This window comes from Stenotrophomonas sp. GL_101 (genome assembly GCF_057835675.1).
Genome location: NZ_CM174432.1, coordinates 386,321 through 407,122 on the forward strand (window position 1 = coordinate 386,321; position 20,802 = coordinate 407,122).

A 20,802-nucleotide genomic window follows, 5' to 3' on the forward strand; every position below is an offset into this window, starting at 1 on the left:
CGGTACTCACGACATCAGGTCTCAGTGCACGGTCAGCGAGAGGTGGTCGGCCACCGGGCCCAGCACCAGCGCCGGCATGAACTGCAGCACGGTCAGGATGGCGATCAGCGCAAGCAGCGTGAGCGCGAACGTCGGGGTTTCAATCTGCAGCGTGCCGGCCGATTCCGGTGCGCGTCGCTTGGTCGCCAGTTGCGCGGCCACGATCAACGGGATGATCAGCACCGGGTAGCGGCCCAACAGCAGTACCAGCGTGCAGCTCAGGTTCCACCACACCGTGGCATCGCCCAGGCCTTCAAACCCGGAGCCGTTGTTGGCATATGCCGACACGTACTCGTAGAACACCTGGCTGATGCCGTGGAAACCGGGATTGGAGGTTCCGGTGATCGAGGGAATGGCCAGGGTCAGCGCGGTGAAGCCCAGGATGGTGATCGGCTGCAGCAGCACCAGCAACGCCAGCAGGCGGATCTGCGGGGCTTCCAGCTTGCGGCCGAACAGTTCCGGGGTACGCCCGGTCATCAGCCCGGCCAGGAACACGCCCAGCAGCAGGTACACGAAGAACTGCTGCAGGCCGCAGCCGATGCCGCCCCAGATCGCGCTGATCAGCATGTTCACCATCGGCACCGCGCCGGCCAGCGGGCTGAGCGAATCGTGCATGCCGTTGACCGAGCCGTTGGAGACCTGGGTGGTCACTGCGGCCCACAGTGCGGTGCCATCGGCACCGAAGCGCACTTCCTTGCCTTCCATCAGCAAGGCGCTGGCGCTGGTGGCCGAGTGGCCTTCCAGCCACACCGTGGCCGCCACCGACAGGCTGGACATCGCCAGCATGCAGCCGAACACCAGCCCGGCCAGCCGCTTGCGCCCGGTGAAGGCGCCCAGCATGAAGATCACGCTGATCGGAATCAGCAGGATGCCCACCAGTTCCAGCGCATTGGACAGCGGGGTCGGGTTTTCCAGCGGCATGCTGCTGTTGGGGCCGTACCAGCCGCCGCCATTGGCGCCCAGCTGCTTGGCCGCCACCATCGCCGCCACCGGGCCGAGCGGAATCTTCTGCGTGTCCATGCCCGAGGCGGCATCGATCGGCGTGGCCTGCGGGCCACCAGCCAGCGTGGAGGGCACACCCTGGCTGGTCAGCAGCACCGCCCACAACAGGCACAGCGGCAGCATGAAACGCACGCAGGCGCGCACCACATCGGCGTAATAATTGCCCACCGCGACGCGACGGTCGGCGCTGAGCAGTGCGGCGTTTTCAGCGGAGACCTCGTCCGGCCGTGCGCCGAACAGCGCCCGCAGCGTTGCCACCGCCAGCGCCAGGCCCATCATCGGCGTCACCACCTGCAGCCCGGTGATCGCGGTCATCTGCGCAAAGTAGGACAGCTGCGCCTGGCCGGAATAGTGCTGCTGGTTGGTGTTGGTCAGGAACGACACCATCGTGTGCAGCGCCGTATCCCAGCGCATGTTGGGAATCTGGTCGGGGTTGAACGGCAGCCAGGCCTGGGTCATGAACACCGCCTGCACCAGCACCGCGATCACCACGTTGCTGAGCAGGAAGGCGCCCACGTAGCCGCGCCAGGACATGCCGCGCAGCGGGTTCACCCCCAGCAGCCAGTAGACCGGTTTTTCAACCAGCCCGAACAGCGCATCGCCCCGCATCGGCGCGCCACGCATCACCCGGGCCAGGTACAGCCCAAGCGGAAAGGCCAGCACGATGCTGGCCAGCAGGATCAACAGGATCTCGGTCATGGTCGGCTCCGGTCAGAACGCTTCGGGCCGAAGCACGACGTACAGCAGGTAGGCGGCGGCGACAAGCACCAGTACACCGCACAGCAGGGAAAGCCAGGCAGACATGGTCTTGGTCTCAAACGCGGGAAGGGAGGGCGGCGGTGCACGGCGCACCAGCAGCGGGAAACTCAGGCAGAAACAGGCTCATGGGACGTCCAGGTGGAACCACTCCACGTCAGGCGCCCATCGTGTTCCCCAGCGGCATAAAGGGGCCACGCCAAGGACCGCGCCCCAGCGTAAAAAGTGCATAAAAAATGGCGCTTGGCCGCCGTCCGGCAGCCCTGGACCCGGTGCCGTCAGCGTCTGGTCGACGCGCGGCACCCACAAAAAAGGCGGCCCAACGGCCGCCTCTCGCTACCACTTCGGCCACCCCATCACGCCTGCGGGTCGGTCCCCACGCCCTTCAATCGCCGGTACCGCTGCAGGGTTTCCTCGATCTCCACATCCAGCGCCTTGCGCTGCTGCTCAAACGAGGCCTGCATCCGCTTCTGCGCCACCAGTTCGGCATGGCGCTGGCGGATGCTCCCGGCCTGCTTGTCGGCCACCGGCTTGCCGTCCAGCTCGCGGTCGCCGGCCGTGCCCAACAGGCTCACCAGCGCATCGCGCAGGCTGGCCACGTTGTAGCGCGCGGTCTGCACGTTGTTGTCGATGATCCCGGTGCGCTCGGTAAACACCCGGCGCAGGTCATCCTCGTTCTCGTAGGTGGACAACATCGCCTGCTCGGTACGCTGGCGGGTCTGCTCGGCGGCCAGGTCGAGCTGGCGCTGTGCGGCAACCACCGCCGCATCGGCGCGCTCTTCCTCGGTCAGCGTGCGCTCCACCTCGCCACGGCGAAGGCCGCTGCTGGCGCTGAATTCCTCGCGCGCGCGGTTCACCGCGTCCTGCGGCAGCGTATCGCTGCAGATCCGCTCGCTGCCCTGGTTCCAGCAATACAGCTTCTTCTGCTTGGCATCGGTTTTACCGCGCTGCGCCTGGCCGTGGGCCGGCAACGTCGCGGCGGCCAGCAACAGGCCGGTGAAGATGGTCGTGGCAATCCTGGACATGTAAGAGCCCCCTGCTCTCAGCGCGTGGGACGGCTGCCGTAACGGGAACGATAGTCCTCCAGCGGCTGCCGATACCCGACAAGTTCCGGATTTCCGGAGGCAAAATCAAGCAGGTCGGCCAACGTGGCCACCGCCACCACCGGAATCCCGGCCTCTTCGGCCACCGACTGGGCCGCCGAACGCAGGTCGGTCTCCGAGGCGATCTCCTGCCGGTCCAGCGCCACCACGATCCCGGCGGGGGTACCGCCGGCACCCTTGATGATGGTCAGCGCCTCGCGGATCGCCGTGCCGGCGGTGATCACATCGTCCACGATCAGCACGCGCTTGCCATTCATGTCCGCGCCGATCAGGTTGCCGCCCTCACCATGGGCCTTGGCTTCCTTGCGGTTGAACGACAGCGGCAGGTCACGGCCGCGCTGGGCGAACTCGCAGGCGGTCGCGGTGGCCAGCGGGATGCCCTTGTAGGCCGGGCCGAACACCACATCGAACTTCAACCCGGTGGCTTCCACCGCATCGGCGTAGCAGGCGGCCAGCTGCACCATGCGCGCGCCGGAATCAAACCGGCCTGCGTTGAAGAAGTAGGGGCTCAGGCGGCCGGACTTCAGGGTGAACTGGCCAAAACGCAGGGCGTCGGCGGTCAGGGCCAGTTGCAGGAAACGGTGGCGATGGTCGCTCATCAGGACTCTATTCAATTCATTTGGAGCGCAAATCCTAATGCATGGGCGCGTTTTTCGCCCTCCGCCAGCGCCCGGCAGGGCAGCACAGCCCGGCTTGGCCAGGGCCAGCGGCCAGCAAAGAGGGCGCATTCCGGCGAGCCGGGCAGGGGTCTAACCGGTATGCTTTCCCGGTTACCGTTGCAGACCCGGACCCGCATGCGCATCATCAGTTTCAATGCCAATGGCATCCGTTCCGCCGCCACCAAGGGCTTCCTGGAGTGGTTCCGCGCCCAGGACGCCGACGTCCTGTGCATCCAGGAAACCAAGGCCCAGGAAGAGCAGCTGACCGACCCGATGTTCCGCCCGGACGGCCACCACTGCTTCTACCGCGACGCCATCACCAAGAAGGGCTACAGCGGCGTGGCCATCTACAGCAAGCGTGAGCCCGACCAGGTCATCACCTCGCTGGGCTGGGGCCCGTTCGACGATGAAGGCCGCTACATCGAGGCCCGCTTCGGCAACCTCAGCGTGGTCTCCTTCTATATCCCCTCGGGCAGCTCGGGCGACCTGCGCCAGGGCTTCAAGTACGAAGTGATGGAGTGGCTGCGCCCGATCCTGGCGCAGTGGGCGGCCAGCGGCCGCGACTACGTCCTGTGCGGCGACTGGAACATCGTGCGCTCGGCGCTGGACATCAAGAACTGGAAGTCCAACCAGAAGAACTCCGGCTGCCTGCCGTCCGAGCGCGACTGGCTCAACGGCCAATGCGCCGACGCCGACCAGGCGCTGGACATCGCCGCCGGCCAGGGCTGGACCGACGCCTACCGCCTGCTGCACCCGCAGGGGGAGGACTACACCTGGTGGAGCAACCGCGGTGCGGCCCGGGCCAACAACGTCGGCTGGCGCATCGACTACCAGTTTGTCAGCGCCGGCCTGCGCGACCGCCTGCGCAGCTGCGCGGTCTACCGCGATGAGCGCTTCTCCGACCATGCCCCGTTCACGGTGGACTACACCCCATGAGTGAGGCGGTCGCCAAGCCCCGCCGCCCGTGGCAGCGGGTGCTGGCCAATCTGCGCCAGCGCAAGGTCCTGGCGATGCTGCTGCTCGGCTTCAGTTCGGGCCTGCCGATCTACCTGGTTGGCAATACGCTCGGCTTCTGGATGCGCAAGGAAGGCATCGAGCTGGACACCATCGGCTTCCTGTCGTGGGTGGGCCTGGCGTACTCGATGAAGTTCCTGTGGGCACCGATCGTGGACAAGGTCGATGCCCCGCTGCTGGGCCGTTTCGGGCGGCGCCGCGGCTGGATGCTGTTGTCCCAGCTGGTGGTGGCCGTGGCTCTGGTCGGTATGGCGATCGTCCAGCCCAAGGGCGGCCACGTGCTGTTCCTGGGCATCGCCTGGGAACACCTGCTGGTGTTCGGCGTGCTGGCCACGGTGGTGGCCTTCGCCTCGGCCACCCAGGACATCGTGATCGATGCCTGGCGCATTGAAAGCGCGGAAAACAGTGAACAGCTTGGGCTGTTGACCTCATCGGCCGCCCTCGGCTACCGCACCGCGCTGCTGGTCACCGATGCGTTGATCCTGCTGATCGCCGCGCGGGTCGGCTGGCAGATCTCCTACGAGATCATGGCCGGGTTGATGGCGCTGGGCGTCGTCGCCGTGGTGATGGCGCGTGAACCGGCGCGCGCACAGTTGGCCGTACAGGCCCAGACCGCCTCGCTATGGACACCACGTGGCCTGTTCGATGCGCTGGTCGGCCCGTTCATCGCCTTCCTACGCGAACACCGCAGCGGCGCCATCCTGATCCTGCTGGCGATCAGCATCTATCGCATGGCCGATTTCGTCATGGGGCCGATGGCCAACCCGTTCTACGTCGACCTTGGCCTGTCCGAAGACACCGTCGGGGCCGTGCGCGGCTCGGTGGGGCTGGTGGCCACCTTCATCGGCATCGCCGCCGCCGGTCTGGTGTCGGTGCGCTGGGGGGTGCTGGCCACCCTGCTGGTCGGCGCGGTACTGGGCCCGGCCTCGAACCTGGCCTTCGCCTGGCTGGCCTACGTGGGCCCGGACCAGACCAGTTTCGCCATCGCCATGGCCATCGACAATATTTCCGGCGGCTTTGCCGGCACTGCGTTGATCGCCTACATGTCCAGCCTGACCAGCATCGGCTACACGGCCACCCAGTACGCGTTGCTGAGCTCGTTCTACGCGATGCCGGGCAAGGCGCTGAAGGGTTTCTCCGGGTGGACCGTGCAATACCTTTCCCAGGGACGCACCCTGCTGGAGGGCTACGCGCTGTTCTTCATTGGCACCGCGTTGATCGCCATCCCGGTGGTGATCCTGTGTGCGCTGCTGATCGTGCAGCAGCGCCGGCACGCCGCCAGGGCCTGACGCCCGGTTGCCCCCCGCCCCCCGCTGCGCCATCATCGACCCCGTTGTGCCGTGGGGGCGGTGCGTTGCCAACGGGGGAAAACGATGGTCGATCTGCTGCTGCGGGATCTGGACCCGCTGTTGAACGAACGCATCCGGCGCGTGGCCGTCGCACGCGGCTGGACCCGTGAGCACACCTGCGTGGTGCTGCTTGAGCAGGGCCTGTTTGCCACCGAACTTGAAGTGCGCAGCGGCTTCCAGAGCCCGGAGGTCAACGCCCTGGCCGACGCCATCGCCGCCTTGCAGGCGTTGCCGGACGCGCAGGGGCTCTGACGGCCAGCGGCCCATCGACCAACGGTCGATGGCTACCGGGGTCACGGGGTTGGCGGGGTCTGCCGCGTACTACGCCGGATGGATCGCGCCCAGAATCCGCGGCCCGCGCGCGCCGCTGACACTCGGCAGGTTGCCCGGCAGGCCTTCCAGGGCCCGGTGCGCCAGCCACGCAAACCCCATCGCCTCCATGTAGTCCGGGTCCAGCCCATGCACCGCGCTGGACTCGATCACCACCCCCGGCAGTCGCGCGCCCAAGCGCCGCAGCAACTGTGGGTTGCGCACCCCACCGCCACACACCAGCACCCGCTTGGCGCCGGGCAGGTGCGCCAGCAGCGCATCGGCCACGGTCGCGGCGGTCAGCTCCAGCAGCGTGGCCTGTACATCGGCGGCCGCGTGCTGGCCTTCACCCATCGCACGCTCCGCCCACGCCAGGTGGAACTGCTCGCGCCCGGTGCTCTTGGGCGGCGGCAGCGCGAACCACGGGTCGGCCAGCCAGCGCGCCAGCAGCGTCTGGTCGTACTGCCCACTGGCCGCGAACGCGCCCTCGGCATCGAACGGCGTACCCCGGTGGCGCTGGCACCAGGCATCCATCAGCGCATTGGCCGGGCCGGTGTCCAGGCCGCGCGGCACGCCATCGCGTGGAATCAGGGTCAGGTTGCCGATGCCGCCCAGGTTGAGGATCGCCCGATCCTCCTCCGCCGTGCCCAGCATCGCCAGGTGGAACGCCGGCATCAGCGGCGCGCCATGCCCACCGGCGGCCACGTCGCGGCGGCGGAAATCGGCCACGGTGGTAATGCCGGTCAGCTCGGCGGTGCGGTTGGCATCGCCCAGTTGCATCGTGAACGCCGGATCGGCCAACGGCCGATGACGCACCGTCTGCCCATGCGAGCCGATCGCGCGGACCTGCGCGCGGTCCACGCCGCTGCGGTCCAGGAGGGCGTTGGCGGCCTCGGCGAAGGCGATACCCACCTGCGCATCGATCCTGCCCAAGGCATCCAGCGAGGTGATATCGCCGCCTTCACCCAGCGCGATCAACGCCGCGCGCAGCGTCCGGTCCCAGTCGTGGGTGTGGCCCTGGATGAAGTGGCAGCCCCCCTGCGCGGGAAACTGCACCAGCGCCGCATCGATGCCATCGGCACTGGTCCCGGACATCAGGCCCAGGTAGAGCGGGGAATGCGGGTCAACGACAGTCATGGCAGGCACGCTCAAACGGGATGCGCCCAGCTTCCGCGCAACCCGTCACCGCCGTCAATGCGCGCGCCTGCGCGTTGACGGTGCGGCGGCCGGTCAACCGCGGGTGCGCTTGGCCGGCTTGGCCGCGCTGGCGGTCTGGGTCTGTGCCTGGGTGTCGGCCGGGGCCACCTGCGGGGCCGGGCTGGCCTCGGCGTAGATCAGCTTTTCCATGCCCTGGATGCGCGCCAGTGCCGGCGCGGTCTGCGCGCGGAAGGCCGCCAGCTCGCCGCCACGCAGCGGCTCGGGCGGCGGCATCGTCACCGACAGCGGGTTGCGGTGCACGCCGTTGACGCGGAATTCGTAGTGCAGGTGCGGCCCGGTGGCCAGGCCAGTGGAACCGACATAGCCGATCACCGTGCCCTGCGCCACGCGCTGCCCGGTCTTGATCGCCCCGAAGCGCGACATATGCCCGTACAGCGTGGAATGGCCCTTGCCATGGTCCAGGATCACCACGTTGCCGTAGCCGCGCTGCACGCCGGCAAACTGCACCCGCGCATCGCCGGCGGCCATGATCGGGGTGCCGGTGCGCGCGGCGTAATCCACGCCCTTGTGCATGCGCATCTTGCCCAGCACCGGGTGCTTGCGCGCGCCGAAGCTCGAACTCAGCCGGGCGAACGGGATCGGCATGCGGATGAAGCTCTTCTTCAGCGGGCGCCCGCTGACGTCGAAGTACTCGGACTTGCCGTTGCGGTCGAAACGGAAGCCGCTGTAGGTCTTGCCGCCGGAGGTAAAGGTGGCCGCCAGGATCTTGCTGGTGTCCACCTTCTCGCCCTCGCGCCAGGTTTCATCCAGCACCACGCTGAAGCGGTCGCCCGGTTGCAGGTCCTTGGAGAAGTCGATGTCGTACTTGAAGATCTCGTCGGTCATCGTGGCGATCGCCGACGGCGACAGCCCGGCCTTGCGCGCGGCGGCATACAGCGAACTGGTGATCTCGCCGCTGGCCACCACCCGGCGCATCGAGGACTCACGCTTGATCACCTTCTCGCTGATCGTGTCGTCCTTCAACGACAGCTCCACGCGGTTGTCGGCATCGCGGTCGAAACGGATCGTGCGCAGGTCGCCGGACAGCGGCAGGTCGAAGGCGATCTCCGCACCGGGGCGCAGCTTGGTCAGCGCCGCGCGCGCGCCGGGGTGCTCCAGCACCTGGTGCATCACCGAGGCCGGGATGCCGGCTTCGTCGAACAGGTTGCTCAGGGTCTGGCCGCGCTGCACCCGCAGCACCTGCCAGCTGTCGCCGGGGGTCTGCTTCAGCCGCTCCTGCGACAGCGGCGGCAACGGCAGTGCCAGGGTCGAATGGCTGGCCGCGTAGGGCGAGTCGATGGTGTGCGAGAAGCCCGGCACGATCGTGGCCACCAGGGCGCCGATGGTGGCGAACAGGCTGGCGTGTATCCAGTGCCGGTGGGTCCAGCGCTGGTTGAAGGCGGCAGGAAGATGCTGTTTGAGCTTCCGATGCAGGGCGGTGTCGTGGAGGACGTGGAGACGTTCCTGGAAGCGCTGCTTGCGCGCGCGGCCTTGATCGGAATTGAGCATCGTCGGTCTGTTCCTGGCTGGCCCGGGAGCGCGGGCCCAAACGTCGGTAACATAGACAGGTATAAATACCGCGTCAAACCCTTGTGCCTATTGGCTTTTGTGAAGTGGTTGCGGTTAACTGTACTTTAACGTCATTCATTTAAATAAGGCATTGCCGGGAGTTGCACCGTGTCGTCCATTGAAGAAGCCATCGCCCTGATCGGTCGCGGCGCCGACGAAATCCTCAAGCTCGAGGAACTTCGCCAGCGTCTGGAAAGCGGCCGCCCGCTGCGGATCAAGGCTGGTTTCGACCCCACCGCCCCGGACCTGCACCTGGGCCACACCGTGCTGCTGAACAAGCTGCGCCAGTTCCAGGACCTCGGCCACCAGGTGATCTTCCTGATCGGCGACTTCACCGGCATGATCGGTGACCCGTCCGGCAAGAACGTCACCCGCAAGCCGCTCAGCAAGGACGATGTGCTGGCCAACGCGCGTACCTATGAGGACCAGGTCTTCAAGGTGCTGGACCGCGACAAGACCGAAGTGCGCTTCAATTCGGAGTGGTTCGGCAAGATGGGCGCGGCCGACATGATCCGCCTGGCTGGCCAGCACACCGTGGCGCGCATGCTCGAGCGCGACGATTTCGCCAAGCGCTACGCCGCCCAGCAGTCCATCGCCCTGCATGAGTTCCTGTACCCGCTGGTGCAGGGCTACGACTCGGTGGCCCTGGAAGCGGACGTCGAACTGGGCGGTACCGACCAGAAGTTCAACCTGCTGATGGGCCGTGGCCTGCAGGAGCACTACGGGCAGAAGCCGCAGATCGTGCTGACCATGCCGCTGCTGGAAGGCCTGGACGGCGTGGCCAAGATGTCCAAGTCGCTCAACAACTACATTGGTATCAGCGAACCGCCGATCGACATCGTCACCAAGACCATGAAGATCGGCGACGACCTGATGTGGCGCTGGATCGAGCTGCTCTCCTTTGATATCAGCCAGGCCGAGGCGCTCAGCCTGCGCCAGCAGGTCGAGGCCGGCGGCCTGAACCCGCGTGAGGTGAAGCTGCGCCTGGCGCGTGAGCTGACCACCCGCTTCCACGATGCCGATGCCGCCGAACTGGCGATTGCCGGCTGGAACGCCGCGGTGACCGGGCAGGGCGATGTGACGCTGTTGCCTCTGCAGGAAGTGGTGATCCCGGCCGACGGCCTGCGAATCGGCGCCCTGTTGACCACTGCCGGGCTCACCCCGAGCAATTCCGAGGCCTCCCGCAAGCTCAAAGAGCGTGCGGTGAAGGTCGATGGCGAGGTGGTGGAGGACGCCCAGCAGCTGTTCCTGCCCGGTTTCGAGGGTCTGCTGCAGGTGGGCAAGCGCAACTTTGCCCGGGTGCTGCTGGTCGCCGCCTAAGCGCCACAAGGGCTCCGGACGGTTGCGGGCCTGCGCAAGATGAATGGGAGGGTCGGCGCGTGAAATAAGTGCGCCGACCCCCTTCACAAACGCCCGGGATAAGCACATACTTCACCTCCCCCGACGCAGGGGCCACCGCAAGGCGGCAACCGCGAAGGATCAGGACTTCAGCATCCCTCGAAAGAAGGTGTTGACGGAAACGAAAAGCCTGACATAATAGGCGGCTCGCAACGACGAAACGATCTACGGATCAGGCCGACGAAGCGGCATCGGCAACAACGGTTCACTACGGTGAAGCGGCCTTGAAAAAAGGTGTTGACGAAGCAGATAAGCCGGCTATAATGGGCGGCTAGCAACGACGGAAACGTCGGGGCACACGGAAGAAGGCGCTGAGGCCGATTCCAAAGTTCTTTGACAGTATGCGCAGGTATCTTGTGAAGGCGCCTGCAGGAAGGATGTATGTCCATCTTGCAGACGTTTGATCAAGCAACATATCAATTGTTTTAAAGCAAGCGAAACGTTGCCAGCGGTCAAGCATCTGCAGCTTTAAATTTTTAGTCCTCGGACTATGCGTTTTTAAGTGAAGAGTTTGATCCTGGCTCAGAGTGAACGCTGGCGGTAGGCCTAACACATGCAAGTCGAACGGCAGCACAGGAGAGCTTGCTCTCTGGGTGGCGAGTGGCGGACGGGTGAGGAATACATCGGAATCTACCTTTTCGTGGGGGATAACGTAGGGAAACTTACGCTAATACCGCATACGACCTTCGGGTGAAAGCAGGGGACCTTCGGGCCTTGCGCGGATAGATGAGCCGATGTCGGATTAGCTAGTTGGCGGGGTAAAGGCCCACCAAGGCGACGATCCGTAGCTGGTCTGAGAGGATGATCAGCCACACTGGAACTGAGACACGGTCCAGACTCCTACGGGAGGCAGCAGTGGGGAATATTGGACAATGGGCGCAAGCCTGATCCAGCCATACCGCGTGGGTGAAGAAGGCCTTCGGGTTGTAAAGCCCTTTTGTTGGGAAAGAAAAGCAGTCGATTAATACTCGGTTGTTCTGACGGTACCCAAAGAATAAGCACCGGCTAACTTCGTGCCAGCAGCCGCGGTAATACGAAGGGTGCAAGCGTTACTCGGAATTACTGGGCGTAAAGCGTGCGTAGGTGGTTGTTTAAGTCTGTTGTGAAAGCCCTGGGCTCAACCTGGGAATTGCAGTGGATACTGGGCGACTAGAGTGTGGTAGAGGGTAGTGGAATTCCCGGTGTAGCAGTGAAATGCGTAGAGATCGGGAGGAACATCCATGGCGAAGGCAGCTACCTGGACCAACACTGACACTGAGGCACGAAAGCGTGGGGAGCAAACAGGATTAGATACCCTGGTAGTCCACGCCCTAAACGATGCGAACTGGATGTTGGGTGCAATTTGGCACGCAGTATCGAAGCTAACGCGTTAAGTTCGCCGCCTGGGGAGTACGGTCGCAAGACTGAAACTCAAAGGAATTGACGGGGGCCCGCACAAGCGGTGGAGTATGTGGTTTAATTCGATGCAACGCGAAGAACCTTACCTGGTCTTGACATGTCGAGAACTTTCCAGAGATGGATTGGTGCCTTCGGGAACTCGAACACAGGTGCTGCATGGCTGTCGTCAGCTCGTGTCGTGAGATGTTGGGTTAAGTCCCGCAACGAGCGCAACCCTTGTCCTTAGTTGCCAGCACGTAATGGTGGGAACTCTAAGGAGACCGCCGGTGACAAACCGGAGGAAGGTGGGGATGACGTCAAGTCATCATGGCCCTTACGACCAGGGCTACACACGTACTACAATGGTAGGGACAGAGGGCTGCAAACTCGCGAGAGTAAGCCAATCCCAGAAACCCTATCTCAGTCCGGATTGGAGTCTGCAACTCGACTCCATGAAGTCGGAATCGCTAGTAATCGCAGATCAGCATTGCTGCGGTGAATACGTTCCCGGGCCTTGTACACACCGCCCGTCACACCATGGGAGTTTGTTGCACCAGAAGCAGGTAGCTTAACCTTCGGGAGGGCGCTTGCCACGGTGTGGCCGATGACTGGGGTGAAGTCGTAACAAGGTAGCCGTATCGGAAGGTGCGGCTGGATCACCTCCTTTTGAGCAAAGACAACATCGTCCTGTCGGGCGTCTTCACAAGTAACCTGCATTCAGAGTTTCACGCCGGCCTGGCCGGTGTGGATAGTCCCGTATATGGGGCCTTAGCTCAGCTGGGAGAGCACCTGCTTTGCAAGCAGGGGGTCGTCGGTTCGATCCCGACAGGCTCCACCACTCAACGCGCCTTTATCAGCGCGTTGGCACTGAGCTGAACGGACATTGGGTCTGTAGCTCAGGTGGTTAGAGCGCACCCCTGATAAGGGTGAGGTCGGTAGTTCGAGTCTACCCAGACCCACCACTCTGAATGATTAGCGCATACAAAGAATTTATTACGCATCGGCATTGTGGCCGGTACGTGTTCTTTTAAAACTTGTGACGTAGCGAGCGTTTTGAGATTCTATCTTGACGTGTCGTGAGGCTAAGGCGGAAGACTTAAATGTCTTCTTATTAATTGAGTCGTTATATTTCGTACCTGGGCTTTGTACCCCCAGGTCATATATGTAACCCAAGGCAACTTGCGGTTATATGGTCAAGCGAATAAGCGCACACGGTGGATGCCTTGGCGGTCAGAGGCGATGAAGGACGTGGCAGCCTGCGAAAAGTATCGGGGAGCTGGCAACAAGCTTTGATCCGGTAATGTCCGAATGGGGAAACCCACCCGCTTGCGGGTATCCTGCAGTGAATACATAGCTGCTGGAAGCGAACCTGGTGAACTGAAATATCTAAGTAACCAGAGGAAAAGAAATCAACCGAGATTCCCTGAGTAGCGACGAGCGAACGGGGACTAGCCCTTAAGCTGGAATGGTTCTAGAAAAACAGCCTGGAACGGCTGGCCATAGAAGGTGATAGCCCTGTATTTAAAAGGGCCACTCCAGTGAAGACGAGTAGGGCGGGGCACGTGAAACCCTGTCTGAACATGGGGGGACCATCCTCCAAGGCTAAATACTACTGACCGACCGATAGTGAACCAGTACCGTGAGGGAAAGGCGAAAAGAACCCCGGAGAGGGGAGTGAAATAGATCCTGAAACCGTGTGCGTACAAGCAGTAGGAGCCTCGCAAGGGGTGACTGCGTACCTTTTGTATAATGGGTCAGCGACTTACTGTTCGTGGCAAGCTTAACCGTATAGGGGAGGCGAAGGGAAACCGAGTCTGATAAGGGCGCATAGTCGCGGGCAGTAGACCCGAAACCGGGTGATCTAGTCATGGCCAGGGTGAAGGTGCCGTAACAGGTACTGGAGGCCCGAACCCACGTCTGTTGCAAAAGACGGGGATGAGCTGTGATTAGGAGTGAAAAGCTAATCGAACCCGGAGATAGCTGGTTCTCCTCGAAAGCTATTTAGGTAGCGCCTCATATGTATCCTCTTGGGGGTAGAGCACTGTTATGGCTAGGGGGTCATCGCGACTTACCAAACCATTGCAAACTCCGAATACCAAGACGGACTGTATGGGAGACACACGGCGGGTGCTAACGTCCGTCGTGAAAAGGGAAACAACCCAGACCCACAGCTAAGGTCCCAAATTCACTGCTAAGTGGAAAACCATGTGGAAAGGCACAGACAGCCAGGAGGTTGGCTTAGAAGCAGCCACCCTTTAAAGAAAGCGTAATAGCTCACTGGTCGAGTCGGTCTGCGGGGAAGATTTAACGGGGCTAAGCAGTGAACCGAAGCTTGGGGTGTGCATATTTATATGTACGCGGTAGAGGAGCGTTCCGTAAGCCGTTGAAGGTGGATTGAGAAGTCTGCTGGAGGTATCGGAAGTGCGAATGCTGACATGAGTAACGATAATGCGGGTGAAAAACCCGCACGCCGAAAGCCCAAGGTTTCCTTGCGCAACGTTAATCGGCGCAGGGTGAGTCGGCCCCTAAGGCGAGGACGAAAGTCGTAGTCGATGGGAAGCAGGTTAATATTCCTGCACCTCGCGTAAGTGCGATGGAGGGACGGAGAAGGTTAGGCGTACCGGGCGTTGGTTGTCCCGGGGAAAGGCGGTAGGTTTGGATCTTTGGCAAATCCGGGATCCTTTAAGACCGAGCACCGAGACGAGCCTTTAAGGCGAAGTCGCTGATACCACGCTTCCAGGAAAAGCTCCTAAGCTTCAGCTTACGCAGACCGTACCGTAAACCGACACAGGTGGGTAGGATGAGAATTCTCAGGCGCTTGAGAGAACTCGGGTGAAGGAACTAGGCAACATGGCACCGTAACTTCGGGAGAAGGTGCGCCCTTTTTGGTGGCTCATGCGAGCTATAGCTGAAGAGGGCCGCAGAAACCAGGCCGCTGCGACTGTTTATCAAAAACACAGCACTCTGCAAACACGAAAGTGGACGTATAGGGTGTGACGCCTGCCCGGTGCTGGAAGGTTAATTGATGGGGTCAGCCGCAAGGCGAAGCTCTTGATCGAAGCCCCAGTAAACGGCGGCCGTAACTATAACGGTCCTAAGGTAGCGAAATTCCTTGTCGGGTAAGTTCCGACCTGCACGAATGGCGTAACGACAGCGGCGCTGTCTCCACCCGAGACTCAGTGAAATTGAAATCGCTGTGAAGATGCAGCGTTCCCGTGGCAAGACGGAAAGACCCCGTGAACCTTTACTATAGCTTTACACTGAACGTTGAGTTCGTCTGTGTAGGATAGGTGGGAGGCTATGAAACTGTGGCGCTAGCTGCAGTGGAGCCATCCTTGAAATACCACCCTGTCGTGCTTGACGTTCTAACCTGGGTCCATTATCTGGATCGGGGACCGTGTATGGTGGGTAGTTTGACTGGGGCGGTCTCCTCCTAAAGAGTAACGGAGGAGCTCGAAGGTACGCTCAGCGCGGTCGGACATCGCGCACTGTGTGCAAAGGCATAAGCGTGCTTGACTGCAAGATCGACGGATCAAGCAGGTAGGAAACTAGGACTTAGTGATCCGGTGGTTCTGTATGGAAGGGCCATCGCTCAACGGATAAAAGGTACTCCGGGGATAACAGGCTGATACCGCCCAAGAGTTCATATCGACGGCGGTGTTTGGCACCTCGATGTCGGCTCATCACATCCTGGGGCTGTAGTCGGTCCCAAGGGTATGGCTGTTCGCCATTTAAAGTGGTACGCGAGCTGGGTTCAGAACGTCGTGAGACAGTTCGGTCCCTATCTGCCATGGGCGTTGGAGATTTGAGAGGGGCTGCTCCTAGTACGAGAGGACCGGAGTGGACGAACCTCTGGTGTTCCGGTTGTCACGCCAGTGGCATTGCCGGGTAGCTATGTTCGGAAGCGATAACCGCTGAAAGCATCTAAGCGGGAAGCGCGCCTCAAGATGAGATCTCCCGGGGCACAAGCCCCCTGAAGGAACCATATAGACTATGTGGTTGATAGGTCAGGTGTGTAAGTACAGCAATGTATTGAGCTAACTGATACTAATGATCCGTGAGGCTTGACCATATAACCTCAAGTTGCCTTGGCCGACATGACATGTCGATAGATCCCAAGTGCACGCTACGTCACAAGACCAAACGAGAGGCAGGCGCTGTAGGCGCGTCTCTTTGTAAAGCAGGCACCAACATGCCTGCTCCCTGCAAAGACACGGCTCCCACGGCGACACTCCAAAAGCCTCCCTGGTGAAATTAGCGCTGTGGAACCACCCGATCCCATCCCGAACTCGGAAGTGAAACGCAGCTGCGCCGATGGTAGTGTGGCTCAAGCCATGCGAGAGTAGGTCATCGCCAGGGTTTATACCCCGAAAACCCCGTTGCTCACGCAACGGGGTTTTCCTTTTTTTGCAGGCACCGGGTTTTCAACGGTGTTTGTTTCTCGGAAGAGACCTCTGCCGAGCTGGCGCATTACTGCGCTGCTCCAACCGTCTCCCTGGTGAAATTAGCGCCGTGGAACCACCCGATCCCATCCCGAACTCGGAAGTGAAACGCAGCTGCGCCGATGGTAGTGTGGCTCAAGCCATGCGAGAGTAGGTCATCGCCAGGGTTTATACCCAAAAACCCCGCTGCTCACGCAGCGGGGTTTTTCTTTGCGCGTTCGTCCAGCAGCATGATTTCGCCCAGGATCACGATGGCGCCCGGCCGTTGGTCGCGCAGCGACGCATCGCGCCGGGTTTCCCCGCACACGGATGGAGCTGTGCCGACCAACGGTCGGCACCTACCGGGGTCCGTCGGCGCCACACCCGGTAGCGTCCGACCGTTGGTCGGGCGACGGCGCATCGCGCCGGTTTCCCCGCCAACCACAGGCAGAAATGGCTCTTTTCCCATCGGTGGGATCAGCGTCACCACCAACGGTGATGACCTACCTCCGCAACGGGCCCCGGACGCTCGCGCCATAGCCAAGCGAAGACACACCAACCCGCTGCCGTAGCCCTTCAGGAGACCCCCTCACATGGCAGAAGGGCCAAAAAAAACGGCGCCCCGAAGAGCGCCGTTTCATTCCAGCAACGGTCAACCGCTTACTTTGCTGCCGGCGCCTCAGCTGCAGCCGGCGTCTTGCCCTGCATCATCGCGTCGCGCGCCGCCTTGAACGGGTTGCCGTCGTACCAGTTCGGCCAACGGTCGCTGCCGGCCAGTTCCTTGCCGACACCATAGAGCAGCTGCAGGTCCTCGACCGTGCCATCCAGCTTCCAGGTGGCCGGATCAAACTCGTCCTTCGGGCCGTGGTAACGATCGCGGCCGTAGCCCTCGGCGTATGCACGCCCCGCCTCGACACCGCCGTCGCGCAGGTCTTCACCCCCGTCGGCATACAGGGCCGGCACGCCAGCCTTGGCGAAGTTGAAGTGGTCCGAACGGAAGTAGAACCCGCTCTGCACCGACGTCTCGCCATGCAGGGTACGGCCCTGGTTGGCGGCCAGCGGCTTGAGGATGTCTTCCAGCTCCGAACTGCCGAAACCGGTGACGGTCAGGTCCTTGGCACGGCCGGCCACCGACATCGCGTCGATGTTGATCACCCCGGCAATTTTGTCCAGCGGGAACGTCGGGTGGCTGACGTAGTACTTGGAACCCAACAGGCCCGACTCCTCCAGCGTCACGGCCAGAAACACCACCGAGCGCTCCGGCGCCGGCTGCTGGTGCACCATCGCGTCGGCGACTTCAAGAATGCCGGCCACGCCGGTCGCGTTGTCGACGGCACCGTTGTAGATGTTGTCGCCCTGCTCGCCTTCGTGCTTGCCCAGGTGGTCCCAGTGCGCCATGTACAGCACCGCTTCGTCGGCACGCTTGCTGCCCGGCAGCACGCCCACCACGTTGCGCGACTTCTTCTCGGCAATGGCGCTCTTCAGATCGAAGGAGACCTTGGCCTTCAACGGCACCGGCTTGAAGCCACGCTTGTTGGCGTCCTTGTAGGCCTTGTCCAGGTCCAGCCCGGCCTCGGCGAACAGCTGACGCGCGGCCTCGGCGCTCAACCAACCCTGTGCGGGCAGGCGCGCTTCCGGGTCGCCCTTGGCCGGCAGGTCGTACTGCGGCCCGGCCCAGGAATTCTTGACCACGTCCCAGCCATACGAAGCGCCGGCGGTGTCATGCACGATCAGCGCGGCGGCCGCGCCCTTGCGCGCGGCTTCCTCGAACTTGTAGGTCCAGCGGCCGTAGTAGGTCATCCGCTTGCCGTCGAACAGCGTCTTGTCGTCAACGTGGAAACCGGGGTCGTTGACGAACATGACCACCGTCTTGCCCTTCCAATCCTGGCCGGCGTAGTCGTTCCACTTCTGCTCCGGCGCATCCACGCCGTAGCCGACGAAGACCAGTTCACTGCTGTCGACCTTCACCTCCGGCTGGCCACTGCGGGTGCCGATCACCATGTCGGTGCCGAACTTCAGCTCGCGCTGCTTGCCGGCCTGGTCCAGGCGGAGCACGGTGGAGGGGTCGGCCGTGGTCTCGGTCATCGCCACCTCCTGGAACCAGCTGTCGCCATTGCCCGGCTGCAGGCCGATGCGCTGCATCTGGTCGCGGATGTAGTTGACGGTGAGCTCTTCGCCCTTGCTGCCCGGGGCCCGGCCTTCAAATTCGTCCGAGGCCAGGGTTTTGACCAGTTCGGCGAAGTCGCCGACGTTGATCTCCGGGGAAAACGCATGGGCGGCCGCCGGGGCGGTATCGGCAACCGGCGCGGCGGTCGGTGCGGTGGCTTCGCCCTTGCACGCGCTCAGGGCGGCGGTGGCGGCGAGGCACAACAGAAGTTTGCGGGGCATCATCGAGTCCTGGATCCAAAGGGCGGTGCACGCAGGCACCGGTAAGAGGGTATCAATCCTGCGGTGCGGCGTCGGAGTCGAACGACACCGCCTGGGCGCCGCTGATGGCGCCGGTATGCGCGCTGCTGTGCACGTACAAGGTCACCTCGCGGTCGAACTGCAGCGTGCCGTTGACCGCCGCGTTCGGGCCGATGATCACCCGCGGCCTGCGCCCGGGGGTCAGCGACAGGCTGAAGCTGGGTTTACGGACCCGGATCCCACCCTGCACCTGCGAGCCAACGCCGACGGTGATGTCACCGTTGACCGTTTCGATGCCGCCGGACAACCGGGTCTCGACCAGCCCGATGCCGCCGTTGACGGTTTCAAGGTCGCCGTCGATCTGGGTGCCGCGGTCGGCGAAGATGCTGCCGTTCACGGTCTCCACCGTCCCGCCGGCCACCACCTCGCGGCCGATCCGGACCCCGCCGTTGACCGTGGAGATGCCACCGGTACGGGCGCGATCGGCAATGCGGATGCCGCCGTTGACGGTTTCGATGTCGCCGGTAACGGCGGCTTCCTCGACGCTGATGCCGCCATTGACCGTATCCAGGTCGCCATACACCTGGCCGGCCTGGGCGTGGATGCTGCCGTTGACCTTGCTGATGCTCTCGTTGGCCAAGCCAGGCGCGCAAGGCAGCGCCAGGGCCAGCAACAGCGGTAGCGTGACGTGTTTCATCGGGACCTCGTTGAGCGGGGGACGGCTGGCAGGCCGCCTATGGGGATGTCACCATGCATCGGTACAATCCGCATCTGCCTGAAGTCACTGGAAAGCCCTTGCGCGACAACGTTTTTTCCTCACGCAGCACTAACAACCCGACGACTGCGCAACGCACCGCGCTGTTCCGGGCTGCGTGGCGTGCGGGGTTGTTGGCGCTCGCGCTGGTGGCGGCCCTGCCGACGCTGGCGCAGAACCCGAAGGACGCCGAGCGCAAGCTGCAGAAACTGCGTACCGAACTGAAGGGCGTCGCACAGGAACGGCGTACCCTGGAAGGCCAGCGCGGCCAGGCATCGCGGCAACTGCGCGACGCCGACGAAAAGGTCGCCCGCAGTGGCCGCGTGCTTGCACAGACCGAAACCGCCCTGCAGCGCGAGACCCGCGCGATGGAGGAACTGGAGCGCAAGCGCAGCGCCCTGCAGGCCGGGCTGGAGAAGCAGCGCGAGGAACTGGCTGCGCTGCTGCGCTCGGCGTACCGCATCGGCAACAACGCGCCGTTGAAGCTGCTGTTGTCGCAGGACCGCGTGGCCGATGCCAATCGCAGCCTCGCCTACCATCGCTACCTGCAGCGCGAACGTGCGCGCCGCATCCAGCTGCTGACCCAGGACCTGACCGAGCTGCAGACCGTCCAGACGCAGATCGTCGAACGCCGACAGGCGCTGGAGGGCACCCGCCAGCAGCAGAAGCAGCAGGTGGTCACGCTGGCCGACGACCGGCGTACGCGCGCGGCCACCGTGGCCAGCCTGGACGAACGCTACAAGGACCGCAGCGAGCGCGAGAAGGCCCTGGGCCAGGATGCCAAGGCATTGGAAACGCTGCTGGCCAACCTGCGCGCGGCTGCCGCCCGTGCCGAAGCCGAGCGTCGCGCCGCGGCACGCCGTCTCGCTGCGGAAAAAGCCGCGGCGGCAAAGGCGGAGAAGGCTGCTGCCGCCAACGGCACCCGTCCGCCGCCACGTGCGACCAAGGTGCCGCCGGCGGTCGCAACGGCGCCGGCGCCCAAGGTGGGTGGGTTGGGTTGGCCGCTGTCAGGCAATCTGTTGGCACGTTACGGCGGCAAGCTGCCCGACGGGCGCACCAGCAGTGGCGTGCTGATCGGCGCGGCCGCAGGCAGCACGGTCACCGCCGTGGCCGATGGCACCGTGGTGTTCTCCGACTGGATGACCGGCTACGGCATGATCCTGATCGTCGACCATGGCAATGGCTACATGAGCCTCTACGCGCACAACGACACCCTGCTGCGCGATGCCGGTGCGTCGGTGAAGAAGGGCGATGCGGTGGCCAAGGTCGGCAACTCCGGCGGACAGGGCGTCACCGCGCTGTACTTCGAGTTGCGTCGCAATGGCCAGCCGGTCGATCCGGGTTCCTGGCTGCAGCGTCGCTGACAGCCAGCCAAACGCAGTAGCGCCGGTGCACGCTGGATTCAACGGGAATTTATCGTTGCTTCGCGCATAATCGGCCGACGCACCC

General features: G+C 63.3%; 14 protein-coding genes, 2 tRNA genes and 4 rRNA genes. 11 read left to right on the forward strand and 9 right to left on the reverse strand.

Annotated elements, in window-relative coordinates:
• Positions 1–21 precede the first annotated feature (21 nt).
• The 4 genes from kdpA to pyrE form a co-directional block, all read right to left on the reverse strand.
• Positions 22–1,740 (reverse strand): potassium-transporting ATPase subunit KdpA, encoded by a 1,719-nt coding sequence (kdpA, locus tag AC3IR9_RS01720; RefSeq protein ID WP_489293636.1) that lies wholly within the window; start codon positions 1,738–1,740, stop codon positions 22–24.
• A 12-nt stretch (positions 1,741–1,752) separates the two neighbouring features.
• A complete protein-coding gene (locus AC3IR9_RS01725; protein WP_038690964.1) occupies positions 1,753–1,845 on the reverse strand; it encodes a potassium-transporting ATPase subunit F in 93 nt (30 codons plus the stop codon).
• Between the two features lie 308 nt (positions 1,846–2,153).
• On the reverse strand, positions 2,154–2,822 hold the full coding sequence (locus tag AC3IR9_RS01730; protein ID WP_489293637.1) for a hypothetical protein: 669 nt from the start codon (positions 2,820–2,822) through the stop codon (positions 2,154–2,156).
• Positions 2,823–2,839: 17 nt separating this feature from the next.
• Positions 2,840–3,499, reverse strand: a complete 660-nt coding sequence (pyrE, locus tag AC3IR9_RS01735) for an orotate phosphoribosyltransferase (RefSeq protein WP_489293639.1) — start codon at positions 3,497–3,499, stop codon at positions 2,840–2,842.
• Between the two features lie 195 nt (positions 3,500–3,694).
• On the opposite strand from pyrE, the gene AC3IR9_RS01740 reads away from it, so the two are divergent.
• The 3 genes from AC3IR9_RS01740 to AC3IR9_RS01750 all read left to right on the forward strand — a co-directional run bounded on the left by AC3IR9_RS01740 (position 3,695) and on the right by AC3IR9_RS01750 (position 6,174).
• Positions 3,695–4,495: an exodeoxyribonuclease III gene (locus AC3IR9_RS01740; protein WP_489293640.1), complete on the forward strand. Its 801-nt coding sequence runs from the start codon at positions 3,695–3,697 to the stop codon at positions 4,493–4,495.
• Complete coding sequence (locus AC3IR9_RS01745) at positions 4,492–5,862, forward strand: AmpG family muropeptide MFS transporter (RefSeq protein ID WP_489293642.1); 1,371 nt, start codon at positions 4,492–4,494, stop codon at positions 5,860–5,862. The genes AC3IR9_RS01740 and AC3IR9_RS01745 overlap by 4 nt, the downstream gene beginning before the upstream one ends.
• An 84-nt stretch (positions 5,863–5,946) precedes the next feature.
• Positions 5,947–6,174: a hypothetical protein gene (locus tag AC3IR9_RS01750; protein WP_489293643.1), complete on the forward strand. Its 228-nt coding sequence runs from the start codon at positions 5,947–5,949 to the stop codon at positions 6,172–6,174.
• Between the two features lie 69 nt (positions 6,175–6,243).
• Here AC3IR9_RS01750 and AC3IR9_RS01755 read toward each other — a convergent pair whose 3' ends face one another.
• Both AC3IR9_RS01755 and AC3IR9_RS01760 read right to left on the reverse strand, forming a co-directional pair.
• Positions 6,244–7,368 carry an anhydro-N-acetylmuramic acid kinase gene (locus tag AC3IR9_RS01755; protein ID WP_489293644.1) on the reverse strand — a complete coding sequence of 375 codons (1,125 nt, stop codon included), beginning with the start codon at positions 7,366–7,368 and terminating at the stop codon, positions 6,244–6,246.
• Positions 7,369–7,461: 93 nt separating this feature from the next.
• The gene (locus AC3IR9_RS01760) at positions 7,462–8,937 is read right to left on the reverse strand and encodes a M23 family metallopeptidase (protein WP_489293646.1); all 1,476 of its coding nucleotides are present in this window, start codon (positions 8,935–8,937) and stop codon (positions 7,462–7,464) included.
• Between the two features lie 168 nt (positions 8,938–9,105).
• Between AC3IR9_RS01760 and tyrS the strand changes: the two genes are divergently transcribed.
• From tyrS to rrf (AC3IR9_RS01795), 7 genes are all read left to right on the forward strand, one after another.
• The gene (gene tyrS / locus AC3IR9_RS01765) at positions 9,106–10,317 is read left to right on the forward strand and encodes a tyrosine--tRNA ligase (RefSeq protein WP_489293647.1); all 1,212 of its coding nucleotides are present in this window, start codon (positions 9,106–9,108) and stop codon (positions 10,315–10,317) included.
• Positions 10,318–10,894: 577 nt separating this feature from the next.
• A 16S ribosomal RNA gene (locus AC3IR9_RS01770) occupies positions 10,895–12,439 on the forward strand.
• A gap of 95 nt (positions 12,440–12,534) precedes the next feature.
• Positions 12,535–12,610 (forward strand) — tRNA-Ala (locus AC3IR9_RS01775).
• Between the two features lie 47 nt (positions 12,611–12,657).
• Positions 12,658–12,734, forward strand: a tRNA-Ile gene (locus AC3IR9_RS01780).
• Positions 12,735–12,963: 229 nt separating this feature from the next.
• Positions 12,964–15,844, forward strand: a 23S ribosomal RNA gene (locus AC3IR9_RS01785).
• A gap of 172 nt (positions 15,845–16,016) precedes the next feature.
• Positions 16,017–16,131 (forward strand): 5S ribosomal RNA (gene rrf, locus AC3IR9_RS01790).
• Between the two features lie 135 nt (positions 16,132–16,266).
• Positions 16,267–16,381: ribosomal RNA gene (gene rrf, locus AC3IR9_RS01795) — 5S ribosomal RNA — on the forward strand.
• The 16S, 23S and 5S rRNA genes sit together here with 2 tRNA genes alongside, the layout of an rRNA operon.
• A 23-nt stretch (positions 16,382–16,404) precedes the next feature.
• On the opposite strand, the gene AC3IR9_RS01800 is transcribed toward rrf (AC3IR9_RS01795), so the two are convergent.
• The 3 genes from AC3IR9_RS01800 to AC3IR9_RS01810 all read right to left on the reverse strand — a co-directional run bounded on the left by AC3IR9_RS01800 (position 16,405) and on the right by AC3IR9_RS01810 (position 19,296).
• A complete protein-coding gene (locus tag AC3IR9_RS01800) occupies positions 16,405–16,542 on the reverse strand; it encodes a hypothetical protein (RefSeq protein WP_489293649.1) in 138 nt (45 codons plus the stop codon).
• A 311-nt stretch (positions 16,543–16,853) separates the two neighbouring features.
• Positions 16,854–18,581, reverse strand: a complete 1,728-nt coding sequence (locus tag AC3IR9_RS01805) for a M28 family metallopeptidase (protein WP_489293650.1) — start codon at positions 18,579–18,581, stop codon at positions 16,854–16,856.
• A 52-nt stretch (positions 18,582–18,633) separates the two neighbouring features.
• Positions 18,634–19,296 carry a DUF4097 family beta strand repeat-containing protein gene (locus AC3IR9_RS01810; protein WP_489293651.1) on the reverse strand — a complete coding sequence of 221 codons (663 nt, stop codon included), beginning with the start codon at positions 19,294–19,296 and terminating at the stop codon, positions 18,634–18,636.
• A gap of 98 nt (positions 19,297–19,394) precedes the next feature.
• Here AC3IR9_RS01810 and AC3IR9_RS01815 point away from each other — a divergent pair, with 98 nt between their 5' ends.
• Positions 19,395–20,717 (forward strand): murein hydrolase activator EnvC family protein, encoded by a 1,323-nt coding sequence (locus tag AC3IR9_RS01815; protein WP_489293653.1) that lies wholly within the window; start codon positions 19,395–19,397, stop codon positions 20,715–20,717.
• Positions 20,718–20,802: the final 85 nt, after the last annotated feature.

Coding starts and splice junctions, on each gene's coding strand:
- kdpA (WP_489293636.1), bottom strand. CDS start 1,740: ATGACCGAGATCCTGTTGATCCTGCTGGCCAGCATCGTGCTGGCCTTT.
- AC3IR9_RS01725 (WP_038690964.1), bottom strand. CDS start 1,845: ATGTCTGCCTGGCTTTCCCTGCTGTGCGGTGTACTGGTGCTTGTCGCC.
- AC3IR9_RS01730 (WP_489293637.1), bottom strand. CDS start 2,822: ATGTCCAGGATTGCCACGACCATCTTCACCGGCCTGTTGCTGGCCGCC.
- pyrE (WP_489293639.1), bottom strand. CDS start 3,499: ATGAGCGACCATCGCCACCGTTTCCTGCAACTGGCCCTGACCGCCGAC.
- AC3IR9_RS01740 (WP_489293640.1), top strand. CDS start 3,695: ATGCGCATCATCAGTTTCAATGCCAATGGCATCCGTTCCGCCGCCACC.
- AC3IR9_RS01745 (WP_489293642.1), top strand. CDS start 4,492: ATGAGTGAGGCGGTCGCCAAGCCCCGCCGCCCGTGGCAGCGGGTGCTG.
- AC3IR9_RS01750 (WP_489293643.1), top strand. CDS start 5,947: ATGGTCGATCTGCTGCTGCGGGATCTGGACCCGCTGTTGAACGAACGC.
- AC3IR9_RS01755 (WP_489293644.1), bottom strand. CDS start 7,368: ATGACTGTCGTTGACCCGCATTCCCCGCTCTACCTGGGCCTGATGTCC.
- AC3IR9_RS01760 (WP_489293646.1), bottom strand. CDS start 8,937: ATGCTCAATTCCGATCAAGGCCGCGCGCGCAAGCAGCGCTTCCAGGAA.
- AC3IR9_RS01805 (WP_489293650.1), bottom strand. CDS start 18,581: ATGCCCCGCAAACTTCTGTTGTGCCTCGCCGCCACCGCCGCCCTGAGC.
- AC3IR9_RS01810 (WP_489293651.1), bottom strand. CDS start 19,296: ATGAAACACGTCACGCTACCGCTGTTGCTGGCCCTGGCGCTGCCTTGC.